Raw genomic sequence first — 23799 nt, forward strand, 5'->3', positions numbered from 1 at the left:
CCGAGTCCACCGCGGCGCCATGCTCAGCGTGAGTACGGCACGGCGTCCACGTCCTTCGGGAGCGGATACGCGGCCGCGTCGACGGCCCCTGGCAGGCCGGTCGCCGGCCTGCCAGGGGCCGTCGGGTCCGGCATGGACGGTTGGGCGGGTGGGGCCGGCACCCGGCTGAACGGGACGCCGGGCGGCGCCTGCACCGGCGCGGTCCGGCCGGTGGGCAGCGCGCCCCGGCCGCGGGTGCCGCAGCCTGCGCGACCCTCCAGGCCGTTCGGGCTCTGGGTGTCGGGCCGGTTGCCCGCGAAACAGTTGCCGGGGTCGGCCGAGGCCAGCACGAGGTCGATGCCGTTGCCGGTGGCGCGGTTGCCTTCGACGCGATTGCCGCTCGCCGGATGCCCCGGCGGGTCGGTGACGACCACTCCGGCCGCCCGGTTTCCTCGGACCAGGTTGCGCTGGACGCGGTTCGCGGTGCCGCCGCCGATACCGATGCCGATACCGAAGCCCCCGTCCGCCTGCTCGGGCGTGTCGGCGGCGTTGTTGTCGGCGACCACGTTGCCCGCGATCACCGCGCCGTGCTGCGGGGCGAGGGCCTCCAGGTCGTTGGAGTTGACTGTGACGCCGACCCGGTTGCGGGCGACGCGGTTGCCCAGCACCGACAGGCTGTCCGAGGCATTGGTCAGCTCGATGCCGACCGCGTTGCGCTCCACGGTGTTGCCACGGACGACGGTGCCGCAGGGCTTGCACTGGCCGACGTAGATGCCGGAGTCGGCGTGCCCGGAGGCGTAGGAGTCCTCGATCACTCCGTCGCGCGCGTCAAAGGCGTAGATGCCGTACAGGCCGTTGTTATACGCCGTCACCCGGGTCGCGCGGAAGCCCCGGACGGGAGGAAAGCGGGTGGTGTCCAGCGGGTCGTAGGCAGAGCCGCCGGCGCCGCGCTGCTGCAACCGCTCGTCGGTGACGCCGGTGAACAGTACGCCGTTGGCGAGGTATCCGTGCACGGTGAGGTTCTCGACCACCGAGCCGGCGCCGGTCACGGTGATGCCGTTGGCCAGACGCAGACCGCCGTCGAAGACCACCTTGTTGCGGTCCGTTCCGCGCAGCACCAAGCGGGGCTTGGTGACACGCACGCTCTCCCGGTACACCCCTGGGCCGATCAGGACCGTCTCGCCCTCACGAGCGGTATCCACCGCCTGCTGCACCGAGGGGAAATCCTGCGGGACGCGCAGCACGCTCCCCGCCGGATGCCGCGCATCGCCGGACGCCGACCCCGCACCGGAGCATCCGGTGGCCGCCAACGCGACCGAGACGACCAGTGCCGACAGACGCCGCGCCGCCCGGAACACCGGTGCCGGGACTGCCGAGCGGTTCAACAGGCGTTCCACAGACAGGGTTTGCATGTCAGATGTTTTATCGTCTCCAATAGGCCTATGCCCACCGAACAGGGAAATGCGCAGGATCCGTTCCGACCCGCGGCAACCGGCTTCGGGCGGCGTCGGGCACTGCTCGCAGCCGGAGCGGTGCTGGCCGCCGGGGTCGGCGCGGCAGCCGACGAACTGGCGAGAGACGACCGGACAGCCGGCCGTGCCACCACCGGCGCCCCGCCGGCCGAGGCCGCGATTCCCTTCCACGGCGCCCGGCAGGCAGGTGTCACGGCGCCCCAGCAACCGGCGACGTACCTGCTCTCCTTCGACCTCCCCCAGACCTCGGCCGCCACCGGCCGGAAGGCCCTTCGCAGCGTCCTCGGCGCGCTGACCAGCACGCTCGCCACCGCGGCCTCCGACGCCCCGCCGGACCCACGGCTCCAAGGCGGTGGCGCGACCCGGCTCACCTCCCTGGTCGGCATCGGCCCTGCTCTCGCCGCTCGGCTCGACCTCAACGTCCCAGCCTCACTGGAGGAGTTGCCGCCGTTCCCCGGCGACCGCCTCGACCCGCGCCGCAGCAACGGCGATCTTCTGGTCCAACTGTGCGCAGCGGACCGCTGGACGCTCACCGTCGTTGCCGAACTCGTCGGCGGGGCCGCACACGCGGTCGGCGCCGTGCCTCGCTGGACACAGTCCGGCTTCCTGCCCCACACGGCCCCGGGCACCACCCCGCGCAACTTGTTCGGCTCCAAGGACGGCACCGCCAACCCCGATCACGCGGCGGCCGAGCAGTGGGTCTGGGGCCCTCCCGGAGCCCACGGGAACGGGAACGGCACCGTTCTGGTCTACCGCAGGATCCGCATGGACGTCACCGGCTTCGCGGCCCTCTCCGAGAGCCGGCGCGACCGGGCGATCGGCCGCCGTGCCCGCGACGGCGTCGCCCTCAGTGGCACCGCCGAGCATGACGAGCCGGACATCTACGCGAAGAACCCCGACGGTTCCTACGTCATCCCCGCCACCGCCCACGTGCGTCTCGCCAGCCCTCGCTTCGACGGCGGTGCCCGTATGCTCCGCCGCAGCTACAGCTACGACGACGGCCCGACCGACCGTGGCCTTCTCTTCTGCGCCTTCATGCGCGACTCCGCCCAGTTCACCCGCATCCAGAACCGGCTGGCCGCCCGCGACGCCCTCACCCCGTTCCTCCAACACCGGGCCTCGGCGGTGGCCTACGTCCTGCCCGGCGCAGCATCCGCCGGGACTCTCGGCGAACAGCTCTGGACGTGAAGTCCGCCTCGCTCCCTCCGCCCGGAAGTGCCCCGGAACGGCTGGTCAGAGCTGGGACGTGCCTGGGAAGAGCCGGGAGCTGGGCCGGCTCGGGCCGGGAATGCTGCTGATGGCCGGCCGCGGCATCACCGGCTTCGAGCTGTGGCGGGCCGCCTCGGGCACGGGCGCGGACCTGTTGTGGCGCGTCCGCAAGAACATCGTGCTCCCGGTCCTCGAAGCCTTCGACGACGGCTCCTGCCTGTCGGAGATCGTCGCGGCAGGCGACCGTGAGCGCCGGGATCCGGTCCGCTTCATCGAGTACACCCCTCGGCCATGAGGACGACGACACGGTTTACCGGCTGGCGAAGGCGAGCCCAACTCAGCAGGTCAGCGACGGTTGACCAGCGGACCAAGAACCTGCTCGTGTCGTACTCGGCGAAGAGGCTCGGCTTCTTCCAGGGGCACGAAAACAGGTGCCTGACCAGGGATTTCCTCTGTCAGGCACCTGTTGGCACGCTCGGCCGGTGATTCGTCTCGGCCGACGCGAGCCCACTCCTTGATCGGCTGTTCAATGAGGCGGTTGGCGTGCTCTTGCAGGCCGTCAAGGAACTTGGCGCAGAAGCGGGACAGGACCTCATGTTCTGGCCCGCTCGACGTGCACACTCCGCCAGGTCCGCACCCATACAGCCGGAACCGAATCCCGCTGGAGTACTAGGCGGCCCCGTTCGCCCAGGCATGGGCCCATGCCTGGAGTTCCGGATCAGCCAGAGTGCGCAGCCACAGGTCGGCCTGGTCAGCGCCCTCTTCGGCCGGTCGAGGTCCCACGCCGAGCACGCGCATGCCTGCTCTCCGGGCCGACTCGACGCCGGTGACCGAGTCCTCCACAGCCATCGCTTCCTCCGGCCGCACGCTGCACAGGCGGACCGCGGTGGCGTAGACGTCCGGATGGGGTTTCGGCAGCAGACCGTCACCCGCGACGACGACATGGGCGAAGTAGCTGCGCAGACCAACCCGGGCAAGGCTGAACTCGACCACATCCAAAGGGCAGTTGCTGGCGACCGCGAGCGGGACATGGCGGGCGGCGAGGCGGACCAGTGCCGCCGCACCCGGCATGGTCACGGGGTCTTCGGCAACGAGCGCCATGAAGTGGCTCAGGAGCGCCTGCGCCATGTCGTCCGCGAGTTGCGGCTTCCCGGTCTCTCTGGCCATGAGGCTGCCGCATTCGGTGTAGTGCACGCCCTTGGCCCGCTCGGCGAAGCCCGGGCGGGGCTTCAGCCCGAACTCTCCGAAGACCCGGCTGCGCGCGTCCTGCCAGTGTCTTTCGGTGTCCATCAGGGTTCCGTCACAGTCGAAGACGATGGCAGCCGGGGACCATGTGAAGATATGACGAGGTGTCATTTGCCTGCCGTTCTCGAAGAGCGCGCCACCCCGCGTCGTCAGTGCTCGCAGTAAGAAGCAGGGGACTACGGAGAGGCCCGCTCGGCCGCAGAAGGTGCGCCGTCGAACGAGCCCCGCTCGACCACGCATGAAGGCTGATGCTTCGCCTCCGGGCCCTCCAGCGATGGACATCGTCCGATCTTCTCCGGATGACCCCAGAAACATCGTGGTGACTACGTTAATTTCCCGACCGAGAGGGCGCAATCATCATTTTGAGTGTTTGACGGCACGCACATTTCCAAGTACTCGCGATGCGCGCGCGACAATCGGCGACAGCTGAATGAGGCCTTTCACCCCTTCAACTCCGTTGGACAGAACAGGACTTGGCCGCATACGCCGAACCCCGCAGATCGGTGACCGCGCCCGGCAGCACCGGCGAAGGGTGATTTTCCGCCATTGGCCGTACTCACACACAGCCCAATAACAATAATAATCTCCACGCATTAACGGCACGGAGCGCCGTCAGTGCGCCGCGGCGCACGACCTTCCCGGATCAAAAAAATGGGAACTGACGAACGAGGGCGGAACACATATGCAGGACAGGGCGCGCGCGACCCGAAGGGCTCTACTGGAAGCCGCAGCACACCTTTTCGTTGAACAAGGGTACGCACGGACAAGCATCAATGAGATCAGCGACCTTTCGGGGCGCACCAGCGGAGCCGTCTACTTCCACTACTCCAGCAAGGAGAAACTCGCACTGGCGGTCGTGCGCGAACAGTTCGCAGCCTGGACGTTGTTGGCCGACCGTTATGCCGCCCCCGGGGTCCCGCCGCTGGAGAAGCTGGTCGCCCTCAGCTTCGATATCGCCAAGGCACTGCGCGACGACGTCATGACCCGGGCCGGCGCGCGTCTGTGGGCTGAGCGCCGCACCATCGACGTCGCCATACCCACGCCCTTCGCCGTCTGGACAGCTGCCGTCACGCGCCTTCTGGCCGAGGCGCGTGCCGACGGCGAACTGGCCGAGGAAGTCGAGCCGTCGGGCACCGCCGCGACGTTGGTGTGCGCGTTCTTCGGGCTGTACGACCTCACCGAGGAGATGGCGGAGCATGAGGATCTCTCCGACCGGCTGCACCGGTGGTGGCTGCTGATCCTGAAGGCGTTGCAGGCACGCCCCGAGCCCGCCGCCCTGGTGGCGCGGGCCCTGGCGCACCACCGGCCGACGCCCACCGGGTGAACCTCCCGGCCGAACCGTCGGTCCCGGTCTCCACAGAGACGTGCCGCACCCGTGACGCCGCCACCGGGCTCGATCACCAGCCGGTCATGCGGCGCAAGGCTGTAGCGGTCCGGCTCCGTCCTGCACAATCGCTTCGTGATACGTCAGCCGCACTATGACACCAGCGGGTGAATGGTCTCGGAGGCTGACCAGGATCACTCTGCTGGCTCGCGGGCGTACCTCGCTGATCGGGTGACATCAGATGGTTGCGGCCGCGCGTGCCACCGCGCCACCACTGAGAAGCGCGCGGATGTCGCTCCGTCGCCCCACAACTGCGATGCGCCGGACGTCGTCACCGCCCGCGCCCCTGCGCAGCCCCTTCCGGATCAGGCATGCACCACTCGCATGCAGTACATCGAGGCGCATGCGCAGTTCGCCGTACCGCCGGGCAAGGTCGTGGACGAGGCGTGAACCGGGAGAGCTGCTGCCGCACCGGTGCGGCCGAGTTCGAGTGGCAGCCCGACGGTGGTCGGCTAAGACTGAGGCAGCGGTTCGGGATACCGGACAACTGATCCCGACCTCGTGAATTCCGGACCACTCGCTCCGGCCATCGAAAAACGCGAGTACGGGGCGCCGACCGTAATGGCGGCGACGCTCGAAAGTTCCTCAAGGAGCTCGCATGGAGGAGAAATCCCTCGACGTCTTGACGCCCGGGCCGGATGAATCCGCGGTCGGTATACGCAAGTACACCAGCCCGGAGACCGGCATCGAGAAGGACCTCGCAGAGGTGCTGGCTGACGTCATGTGCGTCGAACGGGTGCCGATCGACGGCCATTTCTTCGATGACCTCGGCGCCAACTCTTTGGTAATGGCCCATTTCTGCGCACGTGTCAGGAAGCGGGCGGACCTTCCCTCGGCGTCGATGAAGGACATCTACCGGCATCCGACGATCCGCAGCCTGGCGACGGGGCTCGCGAATGCCGCGCCCGTCGAGCCGTCGGTCCCGGCACCGACCGAGGTGGTGACCCCAGTCCGCACGGTGCGGTACGCACTGTGCGGAACCCTGCAGTTCCTGCTCTTCCTGGGCTACTCGTTCCTCGCCGGGCTTGTTGCCGACCGAGGCTATTCCTGGGTCTCCGCCGGGTCGGGTGTGATCGATGTCTACCTGCGGTCGTTCGTCTTCGGGGGCGTCGGCCTCGTCGCTCTCTGCACCTTCCCCATCGCGGCCAAATGGCTCCTCATCGGCCGTTGGAAACCGCGCGAGTTCCCGGTCTGGGGTCTGACCTATCTGCGCTTCTGGACCGTCAAGGTGCTGATCCACGCCAACCCGATGATGTTCTTCGTCGGCAATCCCTTGTACGTGCTGTACCTGCGAGCGCTGGGCGCACGGATCGGCAAAGGGGTCACGATCCTCTCCCACAGCGTTCCGGTCTGCCCCGACCTGCTCACAGTCGGTGCCGGCACGGTGATCCGCAAGGACTCGTTCTTCCTCTGCTACCGGGCGCACGCCGGCCGTATCCAGACCGGCCGGGTCACCCTCGGCCGGGACGTGTTCATCGGCGAGAAGACCGTGCTCGACATCGACACGTCGATGGGTGACGGGGCTCAACTCGGCCACACGTCCACGCTGTACAGCGGCCAGGCGGTGCCGGGCGGTCAGCGCTGGCACGGGTCCCCGGCACAGCTCACGCAGCACGACTACCTGAGGATCGAGCCGGCCACATGCGGCACGCTGCGCCGGGCCGGCTTCGGTCTCATCACCGTGTTTCAGTTGTTCTTTCTCTACGTGCCACTGGCTGTCGGGGGCGCGTACATGCTGGTAACCCTGGTGCCGGCGCTGCACGACCGGCTGGAACCGGGCACGGTGCAGCTCACATCGCCGGATCTCTACATCGACGCGCTGCTCCTTTCCCTGCTGCTGTTCTTCGGCTTCGTCGTCGTGGGCCTGACCGTGATGTTCACTGTTCCGCGCCTGCTGAACCTGGTCGTCAAGCCGGACAAGGTCTATCCGCTGTACGGGTTTCACTACTCGGTGCACCGGGCGATCGGGCGCATGACCAACATCAAGTTCTTCACATGGCTGTTCGGTGACAGCTCCTACATCGTCCACTACTTGCGCGGCATCGGATACGACCTGTCCCGGGTCGAGCAGACCGGGTCGAACTTCGGCACGGAAGTGCAACACGAGACCCCGTTCCTGTGCTCGGTCGGGAGCGGGACGATGGTCGCCGACGGGCTCTCCATCGTCAACGCCGACTATTCGAGCACGTCGTTCCGGGTGTCCCGGGCCTCGATCGGGGCATACAGCTTCCTCGGGAACAACATCGCCTATCCCTCGGGGGCCAGGACAGGCGAGAACTGTCTCCTCGCGACGAAGGTGATGGTTCCGCTCGAGGGCGAGGTGCGCGAGGGGGTGGGACTGCTCGGCTCGCCGTGCTTCGAGATTCCCCGGTCGGTCGAGCGTGATTCCCGGTTCGACCATCTGCGCACCGGTGACGAGTTGCGCCGCAGTCTCGCTGCGAAGAACCGCTACAACATCCGCTCGATGGTCTTCTTCCTTCTCGTGCGGTGGCTGCACTTCTTCGTGCTCACGATGTTCGGCCTGGCGAACGCCGAGCTGTACGACTCCTACGGGCATGTACTGATCGCCGCATTCCTGGTGTTCAGCCTCGGGTTCACCGCCGTCTATTTCGTACTGGTGGAGCGCGGCATCGCGGCATTCCGCGCGCTGCAACCACAGGTGTGCTCCATCTACGACCCCTACTTCTGGTGGCACGAGCGCCTCTGGAAGGTGCCCGACACCTACCTCAACATCTTCAACGGCACGCCTTTCAAGAACGTGATCTGGCGGATGCTGGGGGTTCGGATCGGCAGCAGGGTCTTCGATGACGGCTGCTATATGACGGAGCGGACGCTCACCACCATCGGGAACGACTGCACGCTCAATGCGGGAAGCAAGGTCCAGTGCCACTCGCAGGAGGACGGCACCTTCAAATCCGATCGCAGCACCCTCGACGCCGGCTGCACCATCGGCGTGGGAGCCCATGTCCATTACGGCGTGACGGTGGGCGCCGGCGCGGTGCTCGCACCCGACTCCTTCCTCATGAAGGGCGAAGAGGTCCCCCAGCACGCACGCTGGGGAGGAAACCCCGCCACGGAGATGCGAGACGCCCCCCATCAGCCCGAGGCGCTGACGCGGGAGGGATAGCAGCTCCGTCCTTCTCGGCGCGGAACAGCACGGTAGCGAAGGCGAATGGAAAGAGACGGCCAGATGGGAATGCAAGCGCAGGCCGACCGGGAATTCTGGCGCGATGTGCTCGTCGCCGGCGGATTCACCGAAATCCCGCGGTGGACGCTCAATCCGGTGAAGGGCATCGACGAACACGAGGCGCCGATCCCGGACGACGTCGTGGCGGCGTTGGAACGGCTCGCCGAGGAACTGGCGCTGCCGCTCGACTCGGTGCTGCTGGCAGCGCACGCCAAGGTGATCGCCGCATTGTCCGGCGAGCACGAGGTCGCGACCGGATATGTCGGTGCGGAAGGCGACCGGCCGCTGCTGTGCCGGCTGACGACCGAGCCCGACTCGTGGCGGACGCTGCTGCTGGACGCCCATCGAGTCGCGTCGGAACTGCTGTCGCACAAGGACTTCCCGGTCGATGAGCTCAGGCGCGAACTGGGCCTGGCCGAGCCGTCGATCGAGGTCGTGTTCGATCCGCATGGCATGGGCGGCGAAGTCACCCGTAACACCGTGTTGTGGGTGGGATTCTCGCAACGCGGCGGCCACCTTGTGCTGCGGCTGCGGTACCGGACCGACGCGCTCGACGAGGACTGCGCCGTCAGGATCGCCGGTTACCACCTCACCGCACTCGCGCTGATCGCCGCCGATCCGGACGCCGAGCACGGGCGGCAGAGCCTGCTCTCCGCCGGGGAACTCCACTTCCAGCTCGAAGAACTCGCCGGTCCGCGCCGGGAACTGCCGGACCACCGGTTCCACGAACTGTTCGAGCAGCGGGTGGCGTCACACCCGGACGCCGTCGCCGCGGTGCACGGGGAGCTGCAACTGACGTACCGAGAACTCAACGCGCGCGCCAACCGGGTGGGCCGGGCCCTGCTGGCGCGGGGACTGCGCCCCGAGGATGCCGTCGCGGTGGTGACCGAGCGCAACCTGGACTGGATGGCCGCCGTCCTCGCGGTCTTCAAGGCCGGCGGCGTGTACCTGCCCATCGAGCCGCATTTCCCGGTCGACCGCCTCGCGACCATGCTCTCCCGCGCCGCATGCGGGCTCGTGCTGACCGAACCCGGCAGCACCGCCACGCTCGACCAGGCCCTCGGCTCACTGCCCGGGGTCCGGAAGCTCTTCGTCGGCGCGGCCTACGAGGAAGACCATCCCGACGATGATCTGGGCCTCCCCGTCGCTCCGGACCAGCTCGCCTACATCTACTTCACCTCCGGCTCCACAGGTGAGCCCAAGGGCGCGATGTGCGAGCACGCGGGCATGCTGAACCACCTCTACGCCAAGATCGACGACTTGGGGATCGGCGAGGGACAAGTGGTCGCCCAGACCGCGCCCCAGTGCTTCGACATCTCGCTGTGGCAGCTGGTGTCCGGGCTCCTGGTCGGGGGGCGGACCCTGCTGGTGGAGCAGGAGGTGATCCTGAACGTCCAGCGGTTCGTCGACAAGATCGTCGACGGCCGGGTCGCTGTCCTCCAGGTCGTACCCTCCTACCTGGACGTGGTCGTGTCCTGGCTGAATCAGCACCCCCGCGAGCTGCCGGACCTGCGGTGTGTGTCGGTCACGGGCGAGGCGCTGAAGAAGGAGCTCGTGCAGCGCTGGTTCGCCGCCCAGCCCGGGATCAAGCTGGTCAACGCCTACGGGCTGACCGAGACCTCGGACGACACCAACCACGAGGTCATGGACCGCGTGCCCTGCGGAGACCGGGTCCTGCTGGGTCCCGCGGTCAACAATGTGCACGTCTACGTCGTCGACGAGCACCTGGTCCCGGTGCCGCTCGGAGCCCCCGGTCTGATCGTCTTCTCCGGCGTCTGCGTCGGCCGCGGATACGTCAACGACCCCGAGCGCACCCGGCAGGCCTACCTGGCCGATCCGCACCGTGAGGGCGCCCGTCTCTACCGGGGCGGCGACTACGGCCGCTGGACGCCCGAGGGAAAGCTGGAGTTCCTCGGCCGCCGCGACACCCAGGTGAAGATCCGTGGCTTCCGGATCGAGATCGGCGAGATCGAGAACACCCTGTTGCAGGTGCCCGGTGTCCGCGACGGTGCGGTCGTGGTCGCCGAGCGGGCCGACCGGAGCAAGCACCTGGTGGCCTTCTACTCCGGTCGGCGGCCGCTCGATGTCGACATCGTGCTGGACCGGCTCGGTGCGTCGCTGCCCGCGTACATGGTCCCGTCGGCCTTCCACTGGCGGGAGACTCTGCCGCTGACGGCCAACAGCAAAATCGACAGAAGGACTCTGCAGGCACTCGCCGGAGAACTCGGTGTCGTCCGGGGCGACTTCCACGCGCCGGATACGCCGACCGAGCAGCAGTTGGCGGCCGCCTGGGCGAAGGTACTCGGCATCCCGCAGAACCAGATCGGACGGCGGGACCACTTCTTCGACCGGGGCGGCACGTCGCTGTCGGCAGTGAAGCTGGCCATCGTCCTGGACCGTGCTGTGTCCCTCAAGGACGTCACCCGGCACCCGGTCCTCGCCGATCTGGCCGGGCTGGTCGACGGCAGGTCCGAGCGGCGTGGCGGGCTGCTTCAGCCGCTGTCGGAATCGGACGGTGCGCAGACCGCGGCCCTGGTGTGCTTCCCCTACGCCGGCGGCAACGCGGTGAACTTCCAGCCGATGGCCAGGGCACTGCCGGACGGTGGACCGGCGGTCTACGCCGTCGAGCTGCCCGGTCACGACGTGGCCGCCGAGAGCGAGCCGCTCGCGCCGATGACGCAGGTGGTCGAGCAGGTCGTCGACGAGATCACCGGGCGCGGTCTGACCAGGGTCCTGCTGTGGGGCCACTCCTCGGGCGCCGCGCTGGCCGTGGAGACAGCCAGAAAGCTGCGGGAGCGCGGGGTGGACGTCCAACGGGTGTTTCTCGGCGCGCAACTGCTCGGTGACGCCGAGGACCGGCGCGCCACCGTCGACGAGATGGCCGGGCGGAGCAACGCCGAGATCGCCGCGAACCTGAGTGCGGACGGCGGCTGCACCGCACTCGGTGAGCTGGGTGCGCAGCACGCCGAGCACGTCGGCGCCGCCTGCCGGCACGACTGTGTGTCCGCTCATCGCTATTTCACCGACGCCCTGGAGCGCCCGCCCGCTCAGAAGCTGTCCGTGCCGGTCACCGTGGTCGTGGCCGCGGACGACCCGAGCACGGCGGATTACCCGCGCCGGTACCGCGACTGGCAGCTTCTGGCCGGACAGGTCGACCTGCACGAGCTCGCCGACGGCGGCCACTACTTCCTGCGTACCCGTCCGGCCGAGGCGGCAAAGGCCGTGCTGCAGGCCACCGAATTGTTCGCTTCTTCCTGAGTCTCAGTCGAAAGGAGATCGAGATGTCGTCCACATCCACGGCGTCGCTGGTCGACGTGGAACTGGAATCCGGCAAACCCCCACGGCTGCGGGCCGAGGCCACCGGCGACGCGCCGGCCTGGGCGGCCGAGCGCCGGGACGCGCTGCGCGCAGTCGTCGCCGAGCACGGTTCGGTCCTGGTCCGCGGCCTCGGGCTGCGTGACGCGGCCGAGACCGGAGCCGTCTTCTCGAAGCTGGCCACCGGTCTGATGACCGAGCGGGAGGCCTTCGCGCCCCGGGAGGCCTACTCCGACGGGGTGTACTCCTCATCGAAGTGGCCGCCGAACCAGCCCATGTGCATGCACCACGAGCTGAGCTACACGCTTGAGTTCCCCGGCCTGATGATGTTCGCCTGTCTCAGCGCTCCCCCCGAAGGCGGGGCGACCGCGGTGGCCGACTCACCGACCGTGCTCGACGCGCTGCCCACCGAGCTGACCGAGCGGTTCGAGCGCGAGGGCTGGCTGCTGACCCGCAGCTACAACGACGAGATCGGCGCGTCCGTCGCCGAGGCCTTCGGCACCGAGGACCGGGGCGCCGTCGAGCGCTACTGCCGCGCCAACGCGATCTCGTTCGAGTGGCAGCCCGACGGTGGACTGCGCACCAGACAGCGCCGCAGCGCCGTGGTGCGCCACCCGGTCACCGGCCGACGCTGCTGGTTCAATCAGATCGCGTTCCTCAACGAGTGGACGATGGCCCCCGAGGTGCACGAGTACCTGGTGGACGTCTACGGCGCCGACGGGCTGCCGTTCAACACCCGCTTCGGCAACGGCGACCCGATCGGCGAGGACGTCGTGCAGCTGCTCAACAGCGTCTACGAGGCGAACACCGTACGCGAACCGTGGCAGGCCGGCGACCTGATGATCGTCGACAACGTCCGCACCGCGCACAGCAGGGAGCCCTTCGAGGGACCGCGCGAGGTGCTGGTCGCCATGGCCGATCCGGTGCGTCTGGACGACTGCTCGCCGACCGTGGAGGTGACCGCGCGATGACAGCCGTCGATTCCACCCCGAGAAAGCCCGCAGGGGTCGCACCGGTCACCGTGCCACCGTTCGCGGTGATCTCCGGTGCCCAGGTCCAGCGCACGCTGCACGGATGCGAGAAGCGGATCACGGAGCTGGTCGAGGCCACCTACCGGGTGCACGGCTCCGGTGATTCGGTGAACCCGCCGTCGTACTTCCTGCGTTTCCCCGACCGCCCGTCCTCCCGGATCATCGCGCTGCCCTCCTCGATCGGTGGGAAGACACGGGTGGACGGCCTGAAGTGGATCTCCAGCTTCCCGGAGAACGTAGCGGCCGGTATTCCAAGGGCATCGGCGGTGCTGATCCTCAACGATCACGACACCGGCTACCCGTTCGCCTGTCTGGAGAGTTCGATCATCAGCGCCACCCGGACGGCCGCGTCGGCGGCGTCGGCGGCCGACTGGCTCAGCCGCGACCGGCCGCGACCGACGCGCGTCGGGTTCTTCGGGGTGGGCTTGATCGCCCGCTACATCCACACCTTCCTGGTCGGCACCGGCTGGTCGTTCGACGAGATCGGCGTACATGACCTGTCCGCCGAAAGCGCGGCAGGCTTCCGGTGCTACCTGGAGCAGTCGGACACCGTCGGCCGGATCACCGTGCACGACAGCGCCGAGCAGTTGATCCGAAACAGCGACCTGGTCGTCTTCGCCACGGTCGCCGGTCAACCACACGTCAGTGACCTGTCTTGGTTCGCACACAATCCGCTGGTGCTGCACGTGTCGCTGCGCGACCTCGCGCCGGAGATCCTGCTCGCCTCGACCAACATCGTCGATGATGTCGAGCACTGCCTCAAGGCCGACACGTCGCCGCATCTGGCCGAGCAGCTCACCGGCAACCGGGATTTCCTGCACGGCACGTTGGACGACGTGATGGCCGGGCGGGTGACGGTGCCGACGGACCGGCCGGTGGTGTTCTCGCCCTTCGGCCTCGGGGTGCTCGACCTCGCGGTGGGCAAGTACGTCTACACCGAAGTGGCCCGCAATGGAGAGTTGTACGTCGTCGACGACTTCTTCCACGAGATGAGCCGGTACGGATGAGCCGGGCGAGAGCGCAGGAGGCTCCTTCAAGGCCGACCCCGGGCGAGACCACCAGGTCACGTCGCAGCAGGTCCTGACGCACGAGACAGCGGCCGCTGGCACAGGGCCCCGCCCCGCCGGTTGGAGACGGGGTCCCGCCCGCACAGGCGAGGAGCCCGCCCACGGCCGGATGGTTCCGAAAGTGCTCTGCACCAGACAGAGGAGACCATGGTGCCCGTCATATCCACTCCTTACGCCTTCAATGAAGAGGATCTCTATGTCGACCTCCGGTCGATCTTCGGGCACTCGCTCTTCCTGAAGTGCGAGGGCTTCAACTTCGCCGGCTCGATCAAGTTGAAGGCCGCGACCGAGATGGTGGAGGCCGCTGAGCGGGATGGAATCCTGACGCCGGAATCGATCCTGGTCGAGTCCTCGTCCGGAAACCTCGGCGTGGCGCTGAGCATGATCGCGGCGAGCAAGGGCTACCGGTTCCTGTGTGTGACGGACTCCCGCGGCAATCTGTCGAACAGAATGATGATGGAGGCGCTGGGCAGCCAGGTGCATGTGATCACCGAACAGGAGGCGGGCTGCGGTTTTCTCGGCGCGCGGCTCGATTACCTCCGCGCGCTGTGCGCCTCCGACGACCGGTATGTGTGGCTCAGTCAGTACACCAATCCGAGCAACTGGAAGGCGCACTACCGCACGACCGCGCCGGAGGTCGCCCGTCAGTTCCCGCGGCTGGACGTGCTGTTCATCGGAGCCGGCACCACCGGGACCCTGATGGGCTGTGCGCGCTACTTCCGGGGATGGCACCGGCCCGTGCGGATCATCGCGGTGGACAGCGTCGGCTCGGTCTCCTTCGGCGGTTCGCCGGGCCGCCGGATGATTCCCGGTCTGGGCATGAGCATGCGCCCGCCGCTGCTCGACGAGTCCTATGTCGACGAGGTGATTCTTGTCGAGGAGGCGGACACCATACGTGCCTGTCATCGTCTGGCCAGGCGCGGATTCCTGTTCGGCGGCTCCACCGGCACGGTGATCAGCGGCGCAACGGACTGGCTGGCCCGGCATGACGCGCGCGAACTCACCGCGGTGGCCGTCGGCCCGGACCTCGGCGAGCGCTACCTCGACACCATCTACCAGACCAACTGGCTGCAGGATCTCTACGGTGAGGACGTGCTCGAATCCGCCAAGGAGACCGCCGACTCCTGGGCAGCCGCTCCCCCGCCGGCGGCACGGTAGGTCCGTCGGGCGGGCCTGCGGACCGGCAGCCGCAATGGCGACCCTCACAGGCTCCAGGCACGTGAGTCCAGGGCGCGCCGTCCGAGGAGCCGGAAGCACCGACGGGGCCCGGCCCTTCCCGGTGTCCGCCTCGGCCGCTCGGGCCGATCCGGTCGGGTGCGACGCTCGGGATCCCTGTATCGATGACGCTTTTGAGGAGCGGTGTTGAGCCATTCGTGTTGTGATCGATGACGGAGGAGGCGACGCTGTCGGAACGGGAGGAAACCATGACTGAGAAACTGCGGGCGCGAGACATCATGTCCGGCAACGTGCAGTGCGTCGGTGCGCATCAGTCGCTGTTCGACGTGGCGAAGATGATGCGCGATCTGAACGTAGGTTGCCTGCCCATCTGCGGCGACAACAACAAGCTCACAGGCTTGATCACCGACCGTGACATCGTCGTCAAATGCTGCGCCGAGGGCATCGACCCGGCAACCGTGCAGGCCGGATCGCTCAAGGGCAAGGTGCACTGGATCGATGCCGAAGCGGATGCCGGCGATGTCCTGACGACCATGGAGGAACACCAGATCAAGCGGTTGCCGGTGATCGACGTCCAGGGTGGCCACCGACTGGTCGGCATGATCACGGAGGCGAATCTTGCGAAGAATCTGAGCGACGAACAGATCGCCGAGTTCGCGAGCCGCGTATACGCGGGCGCCGGGATGTCCGGCGGGTCCGGGGACTGAGGTCTCGCCGAACCCCACAGAGGTGTCCATCCGTGGCGGATGATCATCAGCACGGCGAGGAAGAGCAGGAGGCGGGATCGGCGGATCGGGACGGCGGTCATGGCGGCTCCCGGCGGTCGATGGTTGTGGTGTTCTCGGACCGGGCCGGGTCAGTCCCGGTCCGGCAGGATCAGCAGTGCATCCCCGACAGGGCGTTCACCGGCCGCGTCGGACGGATTGTTGATCACTTGTCCGTCGACCGCCATCGTGGTCGACCCGCCACCGTCGAGATTGACCGCGTCGCGCAGGCCGAGTGCCCTGGCGACGGCGGCGCTCTCGGGGATGCTCAGCAGGCGGGGTCGTTCGCACGCTTCCCGATCCCCAGCGGGCTGTGGCAGTGGCTCGCGGAGGCCGGGTTCGTGCCTGAGCAGTTGCTGGACGGGCGCGCCGGGTAGCGCCTCCCCGGAGCAGGCAGGGCGGCGCCGCCCTGCCTGCTCCGGGTGGTGTCCGGCCTCAGCTGCGCTCGAAGATCTCGACCTCCCCCACCGCGATCGGCCGCCCCTCGCCCTGGCCGGACGCAGCCCTCAGCACGAGCCGGACGGAGATGACGTCGCTGATGCCGGTCCGTACCGTCTGCCGGCCCGGCTTGTCGGTGAGCGTCATTGTCTTCTCGTGGACCTCACCGTCCGCAGAGGTGATGATCAGATCGGCCCGGGTGGGCCTGGCTCCCTGCCGGAATTCCTCGGGCTCCGTCGACACACCGGGGTACACCACGACGCCGACCAGCCTGAACGGCTTGTCGAAGGTGCACGTCAGCGACGAGCCGAGCGTGGGTGCTCCCCAGTATTTGTCGGTCAGTCCGTCGACGGCGGCGGACGCCGGATGGCCGGGAGCGTGTGCGCTCGCGGTGACCCCGGTCGGGCTGATCTCCGCCGTTGCGCCGAGCTTGTCCCGTACGTCCTCGAAGACGTAGCGCCCGGCCGGCAGGAGCAGGAAGCCCGCGAACAGCAGCCCGACGACCACCAGCACCAGCATGGTCCGTCGCAGCGCCCGGCCCGATCCGCTTCTCACCCGGCGGCGGAACGGCCACACCGTACGCCACCACGGCAGCGGCGCGGGCTGCTCCCTGGTCTGCAACGGTGCGGCGCAGCGACGGCAGAACTTGCGTCCCGGCAGGTTCGGGGTACCGCATGCCGGGCACGGCGGCCCGTCCGGCTCCTCGTCCTCCGTCACGGGCCTCACGACAGGCCGCCGGGCGATCGGCCTGGCCGGCTGCACCGCGATCACGGGCTCGTCCGGTGCCGGTGGTTGCGGTGCTTGCGGCCGGACAGGAGCGGGCTGCGCCGGTGGTTCCGGTCGTACGGGGGCGGGCGGTGCCGGTCGCGGTTCCGGCACCGGTGCCGGTGTGGGCTCCGCGTGCGGCTGCGCGGCGGGTTCCGGTGCACGCGAGCGCGCCGGCTCGGGGCGCGGGGAGGGCTGATCCCCGGCCTGCGGGGCCTCGGGCTGCGGGGCCTCGGGCTGCGGGTCGGGAACGGTCGCGGGGCCGGTCACGGGCTCGGCCGGGCTTCCGGTCGCGGGCTCGGCTGCCGGGCCCGCCGGTTCGGTGGGCCGGGCGGGAGCGGCGGGTTCCGCAGCGGCGGGCGCGTTCTGCGGCGTCCTGGACGACCAGCCCAGGTAGGAGCCGCAGTTCCCGCAGAATTCGTCGTCCTCGCGGTTGGCCGAACCGCACGCCGGACACGAACGCATCGCGTCAGCCTCCTGTCTCGTCTGGCGGGCCCGGCAGGATCTCCACCCGGCATGTGAGGTGTACGGGGCACGAGGCCGCGACGACGTCCAGGACACGGTTCGCGTCCACCGGTCCGCCGTGCAACGCCCAGACGCGCACCAGCAGTTCTCCGGTAGGTGGCAAAGGCAGCTCGGCGCCCGGCCGGGACGACCATGTGGCGCCGCCCCCGTCCTGGACATCGGCGCCCACGTCGAAGCAGAGCCGGAGGTGTTCGATCAGGCCGCGACGGGTGCCGCGGCGTCGGTGCAGCTCGACGGCGCGCGCGACGACGGCCCGCCGCAGCTCCTCGGGCCACGCCGGATCGATGTCGGCGGCCACCCAGGACGACAGCCAGGGCAGGAAGTCGGCCGGTGCCAGCGACGGGTCGAAGTAGGCCGGGAGGTTGTCCAGGGTGGACAGGACGGGCGCCAGTACGGTGTCGAGGCCCGCGGTGAACCGCTGGGCCAGGTCGTCGTCCGCGTACAGCGCGGGCAGCAGCCCACCGATCGGGTAGCGGCTGGCGAGCCCCGGAACCGCGGCTCTGGTCATGAGCCGTCACCGGCCACGCTCGCGATGACCTCCACCTGGTGCTGGTGCGAGAAGACCAGGGCGCCCGGGGCGACGTCGATCCGCTGCACCGCCGCCCCGCGCCGCCCGGTGATCGGGTCAGCGGGGAACATCCGTACCTCCTCCACGAGGGACACCCCTGGCACGCCCTGGAGCACGGCGAAGATCTCGCCGTACTGCACCGGCCTGCCGAACGGCCACCCGGTCCCGTCCGCACCGCCCCGCAGCGGGTCGATGTGGCGGAACAGCGCCGCGACCGCGTCCCCCCGGACCCGGTCCACGTCGCCGTCGGCCGTCACCAGCCTGGCGACCACGGTGACTCCCTGGTAAGCGGGCGGTTCCACCACCAGCCGGGTGCCGACCAGTCGCCGCTCGTCGAGCCGCTCCGTGACCGCCGCGAGCACCGGGTCCGACGGGATCAGCTGCTCGAAGCGGAGCTGGCCGCCCTCGTCGGCGACCGCGTCGGGCACCACCAGGACCCGTACCGCGCCCGCTTCGCCCGCGACGGCGGGCAGGCACCGGACCCTGCGCAGCGAAGGCGCGGCCTCGCGGGCGACGGCCTCGTAGTCCCCGGCCGTGACCGCCCGTTCCTGCACCCGCAGGATGTTCGGCGCCCGGACCTTCGCGTTCTCCACGGTCTCGCCGTCGACCCCGCCCCTGGCTGCCTCGCGGTTGTCCACGCCCGCCACGTACGGCACCGAGCTGCGCAGCACACTGATCGCGCCCCGGGCCACGTTCCCGGCCGCGCCGCCGCCGGTCCGGTAGCGCGGGACCCGCAGTTGTGCGCCCTTCTCGGGCACCGCTCCATAGGCGCGCATCGTTCCGTCCGGTTCGCGTACCTCCGGCGGGAACGCGAACTCGCCGGAGACGGCGTCGATCCGCACGTGCCGGTCGTGCGGCAAGGACGCGCCGAAGTGCTCCACCGCGGTCCAGTTCTGCCAGCCGTCCGCGGAGGACACCTGGACGACCGGCGGCTCCCCGTCCAGCAGCAGCGGTGCCCTGCTCACGGAGAACCGCTGCCCGGCGACGCCTTCGGAGGTGCCGAGCGGGACGTCGATGATGGTCTCCGCGTGTTCGACGTCCGCCGTGCCGCCGACGGTGAACACCTCGGCCTCCCGGATCGTCGGCGACTCGGAGTAGAACGGCTGGCCCGGTTCCGGCGCGGTGACCCGGCAGCGCAGCCATCCCGCCCGGGTCCCCGCGGTCACCGACGTGGTGTGTCCGGCAGGGACGAACACGATCACCTCGCCGGGCCTGTTCAGCCCGCCGGTGCTGTCGGTGCCGGTCTGGCAGGTGACCCAGCGGGCACCGTCCCACGCCTCCCACACCAGCGGAGGCTGGCGCGGGTCGACGCCGACGCCCTCCACCCGGCTGTCCAGGCGTACGGCGACGATGCAGCGGGGCACGGCGGTGGGCAGCCCGAACAGCAGGGCGTCACCGGGCTCCGGGCGGGACTGGAAGCACGGGATGTCCTTGCCGGCGCCGAGCGGTGCGGTGCGGTCGGTCTGGTCGCCGGACACCGGCGCGGTGACCAGCCGGACCAGCGAACTCGGCACGATCGGCAGCTCTTCGGAGGTGGAGAACACCACCGCCTCCTCGGACTCGCCGCGTGAGGTGGCGACCTCCGTGCCCGACGGGAGCCGTACGGTCTCCGGCTGCGGCGCGGACAGCCAGAAGTCGACCTCCGCCCGCGCCACCGTCGGCGGGAACAGGGTGACGCCCAGCAGGTCGAGGAAGGCCGAGTAGTTCTTGTCCGGTACCCGGTTCAGCCGGTACAGCAGCTGGTCGACCATGTACGCGAACGTCTCGATGAGCGTGACCCCGGGGTCCGACACATTGTGGTCGGTCCACTCGGGTGAGCGTTGCTGGACGTACCGCTTGGCCTCGTCGACGAGCTGCTGGAAGCGGCGGTCGTCCAGGTTGGGTGAGGGCAGGGCCATCAGCGCACTCCCGATTCTTCGGAGCCCTCGGAGGACGGAATGGTGTAGAAGGGGAAGACGAGATTGCGCAGGTCGTTCGTGGCCCGCACGGTGTAGTGCACGTCGATGTACAAGGTGCCCTCCTCGATGGCGTCGAACGCGATCACCACGTCGGTCACCTCGATGCGCGGCTCCCACCGCTCCAGCGAGGTGCGGACCTCGTGGGCGATGCGCCCGGCGGTGGCGCCGTCACCGGGTGCGAAGACGTAGTCGTGGATGCCGCAGCCGAACTCCGGGCGCATCGGCCGCTCGCCCGGCGCCGTGCCGAGCACCAGTCCGATCGCCTCCTCGATCTCCTTGTCCCGTTCGACCATGCCGATGCCGCCCGTGGCGCCGACCCGCAGGGGGAAGCCCCAGCCGCGTCCGATGAATCCGCCGCCGCTCACATCGGGCCCCCGATCAGTACGTTCAGCGCACCGCTGATGATGGGCGCGCCGCAGCTGGTGTTGTCCCGCATCCGGGCGGCGGGCAGCCCGCCGATCAGGACCTGACCGGTGACCGCGGCGGCCGGGTTGGGCGTGATCACATTCCCCGGCCCGAGCGCGGCGTGCGGGGGAACGACGCACACGTGCAGGCTCCCGGTGACGGCCGCCGGCCGGCCGCCGATCAGCACGGTGGCGACGGCCACCGCACCCGGGGGCGGGGTGCCGATGAGGCCGCCGTGGGCGGTGCTGTCGCCCGTGCGGGCTGCGGGGGGCATGGTCGGTGTTCTCCTTGCTGGGAAAGGGACTTCTGGGGGTGTCGGACGGTTGGTGGGGCGTCAGTTGATCCTGATGAGCTTGGCCTTGAGCACACCGAGCAGTCCGCCGTCGATCGTGACCCCCGTCTTGCCGTTGACGGTCACCGAGCTGCCCTTGATGTTCACGTCGCCCGTTCCGGCGTCGAGTGTGATCCCGGACGCGGAGAGCGTCACGGAGCTCAGCGCCCGGGTGCCGCCGCGGGCGTACACCGTCAGCGCGATCTCGCTCCGCCGCTCGTCCAGGGTGACTTCGAGCCGTTTGTCGCCGGTGGCCAGCCGGACACCGGACGGCCCGCGCGGGGCGTCCAGCAGCTCCAGCCGGTTGCCCGAACGGGACACCAGGGAACGACGATTGACCTTTCCGCTGGTCGGGTCGACCAGCGGCACGTCGTGCGGCGAGGGCTTGTCGACCCCGTTGTAGAGACCGCCGAGCACATACGGGCTGTCCAGCAGCCCCTGCTCGAACCCGACCAGCACCTCGTCGTTGACCTCGGGGCTGAACACCCCGCCGCCGCCCTGGCCGCCCCACTGCACCGTACGGACCCAGTCGGTCACATAGGTGTCGTCGAGCCAGGGGAACTTCAGCCGGACCCAGCCCCGTTCGGCCTTGCCCTCGCGGATGTCGGTGACCACGCCGATCGCGAGACCCGGCATGCGGGGGCCTCGCGAGGGTGCGTTAGCGCCGCTGGTCAGTCCCGCCAGGGAGCGGTCGGGGGCCGCGCTCACCAGCACGGTCGTGCGGTAGCCACCGTTCGGTTCGAGTACGTGGTGCGCTGCGGTCGCCGTGTAGCGCCCGGCGAACGCGGGCCCGACGTTGCCGAGGGCCACCGGCTCGCCCGCCCGCAGTTGGGGATTGCCCTCGGCGACCGCCTCGATCTCGCCGAATCCGGCGCTCACCGAGGCGGCCACCGAACCGGCCACGGCCGTGGCCTCGGCCTGCGTCCGGTACGGGGTGTCGGTGACCGTCATCCGGGCGTTCGGACCGAACGCCCCGGCCGCCAGCGACGGGCTCATCCCCGGGGACACCGTGTCGCTGCGGACGGACTGCTGGCGGGCGACCAGCCGTGTCTTGGTGTCGACGTTCCAGCCGCGCACCTCCACACTGTCCGCCCCGTCCGCACCGGTCAGCACGGCCCGCAGAGCCAGCAGGTTGCGCCCGTACTCCAGGACCATCGGGTGCCGGGTGGCAGAGGTGGCGGGCGAGGGGGCGGAGGCGGCGGGCTTCGGCTTCACGAACTGCAACAGGCCCTTGTCGTCCACCCGCACCTGCGCGCCGCTCTCGCCCGCGAGGTACTGGAGGAACTCCCAGTCCGAGACATTGGGCTGGGTCAGCTGCTTGTACGTGATGGGCGCGGCCTCGATCTTCCCGCACGCCAGCCCTGCGCCCGCGGCGACCTTTCGGACGATGTCCGCGGTCTTCATGTTGCGGAAGGCCGCCACCTTCCGTCCGCGCTGGAGCCGGTGGGCCTTGGAGAAGGCACGGACCACCGTGAACGAACCGGTGGTGTCGCTGTCCAGCTCGACCGCCGTGACCTCACCGGTGAACAGCCGCTCGCGCACCCGCTCCTGCACGGTGACCACGGATATCTTCAGCGGGGTGCCGATGGTGAGCCCGGTGGCGGTGAGCAGCTTGTGATCGGGGTCGCGGTACGTCAGCACGGCGGTGTCCGGCAGGCCGACGTTCTCGTCCACCACGCAGCTCACCAGCTGGGCGGCCCAGGCCGCCGGCAGCTCGCCGGGGGCCTCGACGATGGGGTCCGCGGCGAAGGAGCGGCCGGGGGCGGTCACCGGCTGCCCTCCGGGGCGTGGTCTTCCAGTCCGGGCACGACCAGCTCCGTGCCGGGGATCAACTGCATCGGGTCGTCCACGTCGTTGGCCTCGGCGATCGTGCGCCACGCGGTGGCGTCGCCGTACTCCTGCCAGGCCAGCAACGGCAGGCTGTCACCGGCGACGACCCGGTGCGTACGACGTGCCTCCCGCGAGCCGGACGTGGGATTCTGGCCCGCCGGGTCCACGCTCGCCTCCTCGATCGACAGGGCGCAGGTGGCGCGCAACGGCTTCCCGTCTACGTCGAACAGGGTGTACGAGACGGAGAGGTTGGACATCACGCCGTCGAACGAGGTCGTCTTCGACGTGCCCCAGTCGAAGCGGACCCAGGGGCTGGCGGGTGTCTTGCGGGCCAGGCTGCTGGGGGTGGGCACACATGCCAGCATCAGCTGCTCCACCGCCTTCTCCACCGAGTTGTCATGGGTGGCGGTGGAGTCCAGGAAGACCTCCAGGGACAGCGCCCGGGGCCCGCTGCCCACGAACTCGGGCAGTGCGGACTGCCCGGCCATCCGGGACGGCGTACGCCGCCATTCGGTGCTCTTGCTCAACGACAGCTTCGCGGGGTTGAACTGCAGGGTGATCCGGGCGAGGTTCCCGCCCGGTTTGGCACCGACGGTCGTCGGCGGTTCCATGATGGTCAGCTGGGCGCGAGCACGGCTGGTACGGACAGCGGGTGACATGGCGCTCCTCCTTCCCTGTCTTCTCTGATACCTCTGCCTGCTACGGAATATGACGGTTCATCAGGAAGGCTCCAGGCCCTCGTGTGCGATCTCCAGTGTCTCGATCGCCGCCTGGGAGTTGGCGGGGTCGAAGGACGGCCCCTGCCAGCGGACCGGCACGATTCCGTGCACCTGCCAGCTGATGATGCGGCTGAGGTCCGGACGGAGTGCGACGATCTCGCCGTCCTTGGGCTCGACCCGCTGGATCGTCTCGTTCAGCCACCGTGCGATCTTGAGCGTGTCGGCGGTGACGGGGCGGGTCAGTGTGATGTTGGTCCACGTGATCCGCCCCGGCAGCTGCCAGGTGAAGCCGTTGTTGCCACCCTCGGCGTACTGCTCCATCTCCACCTCGGCGCCCAGACCCGAGCAGGTGTGGAAGGCCCCCAGATCGCTGCCCCCGATGACGAGCTTGAAGAACACGCTCGTCGCGAAGATGTTGTCCGTCATGTGCT

General features: G+C 69.3%; 20 protein-coding genes and 1 pseudogene. 10 read left to right on the top strand and 11 right to left on the bottom strand.

Features of this window, described 5'->3' with window-relative positions:
- Positions 1-23 precede the first annotated feature (23 nt).
- Positions 24-1391 carry a right-handed parallel beta-helix repeat-containing protein gene (locus tag BT364_RS21725; RefSeq protein WP_079179575.1) on the bottom strand — a complete coding sequence of 456 codons (1368 nt, stop codon included), beginning with the start codon at positions 1389-1391 and terminating at the stop codon, positions 24-26.
- Between the two features lie 30 nt (positions 1392-1421).
- On the opposite strand from BT364_RS21725, the gene BT364_RS21730 reads away from it, so the two are divergent.
- Positions 1422-2639: a Dyp-type peroxidase gene (locus tag BT364_RS21730; protein WP_072486894.1), complete on the top strand. Its 1218-nt coding sequence runs from the start codon at positions 1422-1424 to the stop codon at positions 2637-2639.
- A gap of 58 nt (positions 2640-2697) precedes the next feature.
- Positions 2698-2955: a hypothetical protein gene (locus tag BT364_RS44285; protein ID WP_143166524.1), complete on the top strand. Its 258-nt coding sequence runs from the start codon at positions 2698-2700 to the stop codon at positions 2953-2955.
- Between the two features lie 374 nt (positions 2956-3329).
- Here BT364_RS44285 and BT364_RS21740 read toward each other — a convergent pair whose 3' ends face one another.
- Positions 3330-4016, bottom strand: coding sequence for an HAD family hydrolase (locus BT364_RS21740; protein WP_072486896.1), 687 nt, complete (start codon positions 4014-4016; stop codon positions 3330-3332).
- Between the two features lie 571 nt (positions 4017-4587).
- On the opposite strand from BT364_RS21740, the gene BT364_RS21745 reads away from it, so the two are divergent.
- The 8 genes from BT364_RS21745 to BT364_RS21775 all read left to right on the top strand — a co-directional run bounded on the left by BT364_RS21745 (position 4588) and on the right by BT364_RS21775 (position 15772).
- Positions 4588-5229, top strand: coding sequence for a ScbR family autoregulator-binding transcription factor (locus tag BT364_RS21745; RefSeq protein ID WP_072486897.1), 642 nt, complete (start codon positions 4588-4590; stop codon positions 5227-5229).
- 231 nt (positions 5230-5460) lie between these two features.
- Positions 5461-5679: a hypothetical protein gene (locus tag BT364_RS41030; RefSeq protein ID WP_143166525.1), complete on the top strand. Its 219-nt coding sequence runs from the start codon at positions 5461-5463 to the stop codon at positions 5677-5679.
- Between the two features lie 208 nt (positions 5680-5887).
- Positions 5888-8416: a Pls/PosA family non-ribosomal peptide synthetase gene (locus BT364_RS21750; protein WP_072486898.1), complete on the top strand. Its 2529-nt coding sequence runs from the start codon at positions 5888-5890 to the stop codon at positions 8414-8416.
- A 63-nt stretch (positions 8417-8479) separates the two neighbouring features.
- Positions 8480-11734, top strand: a complete 3255-nt coding sequence (locus BT364_RS21755) for a non-ribosomal peptide synthetase (RefSeq protein WP_072486899.1) — start codon at positions 8480-8482, stop codon at positions 11732-11734.
- 23 nt (positions 11735-11757) lie between these two features.
- Positions 11758-12762 carry a TauD/TfdA family dioxygenase gene (locus BT364_RS21760; RefSeq protein WP_072486900.1) on the top strand — a complete coding sequence of 335 codons (1005 nt, stop codon included), beginning with the start codon at positions 11758-11760 and terminating at the stop codon, positions 12760-12762.
- Positions 12759-13829, top strand: coding sequence for a 2,3-diaminopropionate biosynthesis protein SbnB (gene sbnB / locus BT364_RS21765; RefSeq protein ID WP_072486901.1), 1071 nt, complete (start codon positions 12759-12761; stop codon positions 13827-13829). Before BT364_RS21760 ends, sbnB begins: the two co-directional genes overlap by 4 nt.
- 210 nt (positions 13830-14039) lie before the next feature.
- Positions 14040-15047, top strand: coding sequence for a 2,3-diaminopropionate biosynthesis protein SbnA (gene sbnA / locus BT364_RS21770; protein WP_072487022.1), 1008 nt, complete (start codon positions 14040-14042; stop codon positions 15045-15047).
- A 266-nt stretch (positions 15048-15313) separates the two neighbouring features.
- Entirely contained in the window at positions 15314-15772 is a 459-nt protein-coding gene (locus BT364_RS21775) for a CBS domain-containing protein (protein WP_072487023.1), read from the top strand.
- Between the two features lie 149 nt (positions 15773-15921).
- Here BT364_RS21775 and BT364_RS21780 read toward each other — a convergent pair.
- The 9 genes and pseudogenes from BT364_RS21780 to BT364_RS21820 form a co-directional block, all read right to left on the bottom strand.
- A pseudogene (locus BT364_RS21780) lies at positions 15922-16101 on the bottom strand (phosphodiester glycosidase family protein); the annotation flags it as partial.
- Between the two features lie 163 nt (positions 16102-16264).
- Positions 16265-17497: a zinc ribbon domain-containing protein gene (locus BT364_RS21785; RefSeq protein ID WP_072486902.1), complete on the bottom strand. Its 1233-nt coding sequence runs from the start codon at positions 17495-17497 to the stop codon at positions 16265-16267.
- Positions 17498-17501: 4 nt separating this feature from the next.
- On the bottom strand, positions 17502-18065 hold the full coding sequence (locus tag BT364_RS21790) for a phage tail protein I (RefSeq protein ID WP_072486903.1): 564 nt from the start codon (positions 18063-18065) through the stop codon (positions 17502-17504).
- Positions 18062-20023, bottom strand: coding sequence for a putative baseplate assembly protein (locus BT364_RS21795; RefSeq protein WP_072486904.1), 1962 nt, complete (start codon positions 20021-20023; stop codon positions 18062-18064). The genes BT364_RS21790 and BT364_RS21795 overlap by 4 nt, the downstream gene beginning before the upstream one ends.
- Positions 20023-20448, bottom strand: coding sequence for a GPW/gp25 family protein (locus BT364_RS21800; protein ID WP_072486905.1), 426 nt, complete (start codon positions 20446-20448; stop codon positions 20023-20025). The genes BT364_RS21795 and BT364_RS21800 overlap by 1 nt, the downstream gene beginning before the upstream one ends.
- Entirely contained in the window at positions 20445-20762 is a 318-nt protein-coding gene (locus BT364_RS21805) for a PAAR domain-containing protein (RefSeq protein ID WP_072486906.1), read from the bottom strand. The genes BT364_RS21800 and BT364_RS21805 overlap by 4 nt, the downstream gene beginning before the upstream one ends.
- 60 nt (positions 20763-20822) lie before the next feature.
- Entirely contained in the window at positions 20823-22589 is a 1767-nt protein-coding gene (locus tag BT364_RS21810) for a VgrG-related protein (RefSeq protein WP_072486907.1), read from the bottom strand.
- Positions 22586-23308: a CIS tube protein gene (locus BT364_RS21815; RefSeq protein WP_072486908.1), complete on the bottom strand. Its 723-nt coding sequence runs from the start codon at positions 23306-23308 to the stop codon at positions 22586-22588. The genes BT364_RS21810 and BT364_RS21815 overlap by 4 nt, the downstream gene beginning before the upstream one ends.
- Positions 23309-23368: 60 nt before the next feature.
- On the bottom strand, positions 23369-23794 hold the full coding sequence (locus BT364_RS21820) for a phage tail protein (RefSeq protein ID WP_072486909.1): 426 nt from the start codon (positions 23792-23794) through the stop codon (positions 23369-23371).
- Positions 23795-23799: the final 5 nt, after the last annotated feature.

This window comes from Streptomyces atratus (assembly GCF_900119365.1).
Lineage (GTDB): Bacteria > Actinomycetota > Actinomycetes > Streptomycetales > Streptomycetaceae > Streptomyces > Streptomyces atratus_B.

Excerpts from the sequence above, each read along its gene's own strand:
- BT364_RS21795 (WP_072486904.1), bottom strand. The coding sequence starts at position 20,023 with ATGGCCCTGCCCTCACCCAACCTGGACGACCGCCGCTTCCAGCAGCTC.
- BT364_RS21740 (WP_072486896.1), bottom strand. The coding sequence starts at position 4,016 with ATGACACCTCGTCATATCTTCACATGGTCCCCGGCTGCCATCGTCTTC.
- BT364_RS21750 (WP_072486898.1), top strand. The coding sequence starts at position 5,888 with ATGGAGGAGAAATCCCTCGACGTCTTGACGCCCGGGCCGGATGAATCC.
- BT364_RS21745 (WP_072486897.1), top strand. The coding sequence starts at position 4,588 with ATGCAGGACAGGGCGCGCGCGACCCGAAGGGCTCTACTGGAAGCCGCA.
- BT364_RS21775 (WP_072487023.1), top strand. The coding sequence starts at position 15,314 with ATGACTGAGAAACTGCGGGCGCGAGACATCATGTCCGGCAACGTGCAG.
- sbnB (WP_072486901.1), top strand. The coding sequence starts at position 12,759 with ATGACAGCCGTCGATTCCACCCCGAGAAAGCCCGCAGGGGTCGCACCG.
- BT364_RS21730 (WP_072486894.1), top strand. The coding sequence starts at position 1,422 with ATGCCCACCGAACAGGGAAATGCGCAGGATCCGTTCCGACCCGCGGCA.
- BT364_RS21820 (WP_072486909.1), bottom strand. The coding sequence starts at position 23,794 with ATGACGGACAACATCTTCGCGACGAGCGTGTTCTTCAAGCTCGTCATC.
- BT364_RS21760 (WP_072486900.1), top strand. The coding sequence starts at position 11,758 with ATGTCGTCCACATCCACGGCGTCGCTGGTCGACGTGGAACTGGAATCC.
- BT364_RS21790 (WP_072486903.1), bottom strand. The coding sequence starts at position 18,065 with ATGACCAGAGCCGCGGTTCCGGGGCTCGCCAGCCGCTACCCGATCGGT.
- BT364_RS21785 (WP_072486902.1), bottom strand. The coding sequence starts at position 17,497 with ATGCGTTCGTGTCCGGCGTGCGGTTCGGCCAACCGCGAGGACGACGAA.
- BT364_RS21725 (WP_079179575.1), bottom strand. The coding sequence starts at position 1,391 with ATGCAAACCCTGTCTGTGGAACGCCTGTTGAACCGCTCGGCAGTCCCG.
- BT364_RS21755 (WP_072486899.1), top strand. The coding sequence starts at position 8,480 with ATGGGAATGCAAGCGCAGGCCGACCGGGAATTCTGGCGCGATGTGCTC.
- BT364_RS21815 (WP_072486908.1), bottom strand. The coding sequence starts at position 23,308 with ATGTCACCCGCTGTCCGTACCAGCCGTGCTCGCGCCCAGCTGACCATC.
- BT364_RS21805 (WP_072486906.1), bottom strand. The coding sequence starts at position 20,762 with ATGCCCCCCGCAGCCCGCACGGGCGACAGCACCGCCCACGGCGGCCTC.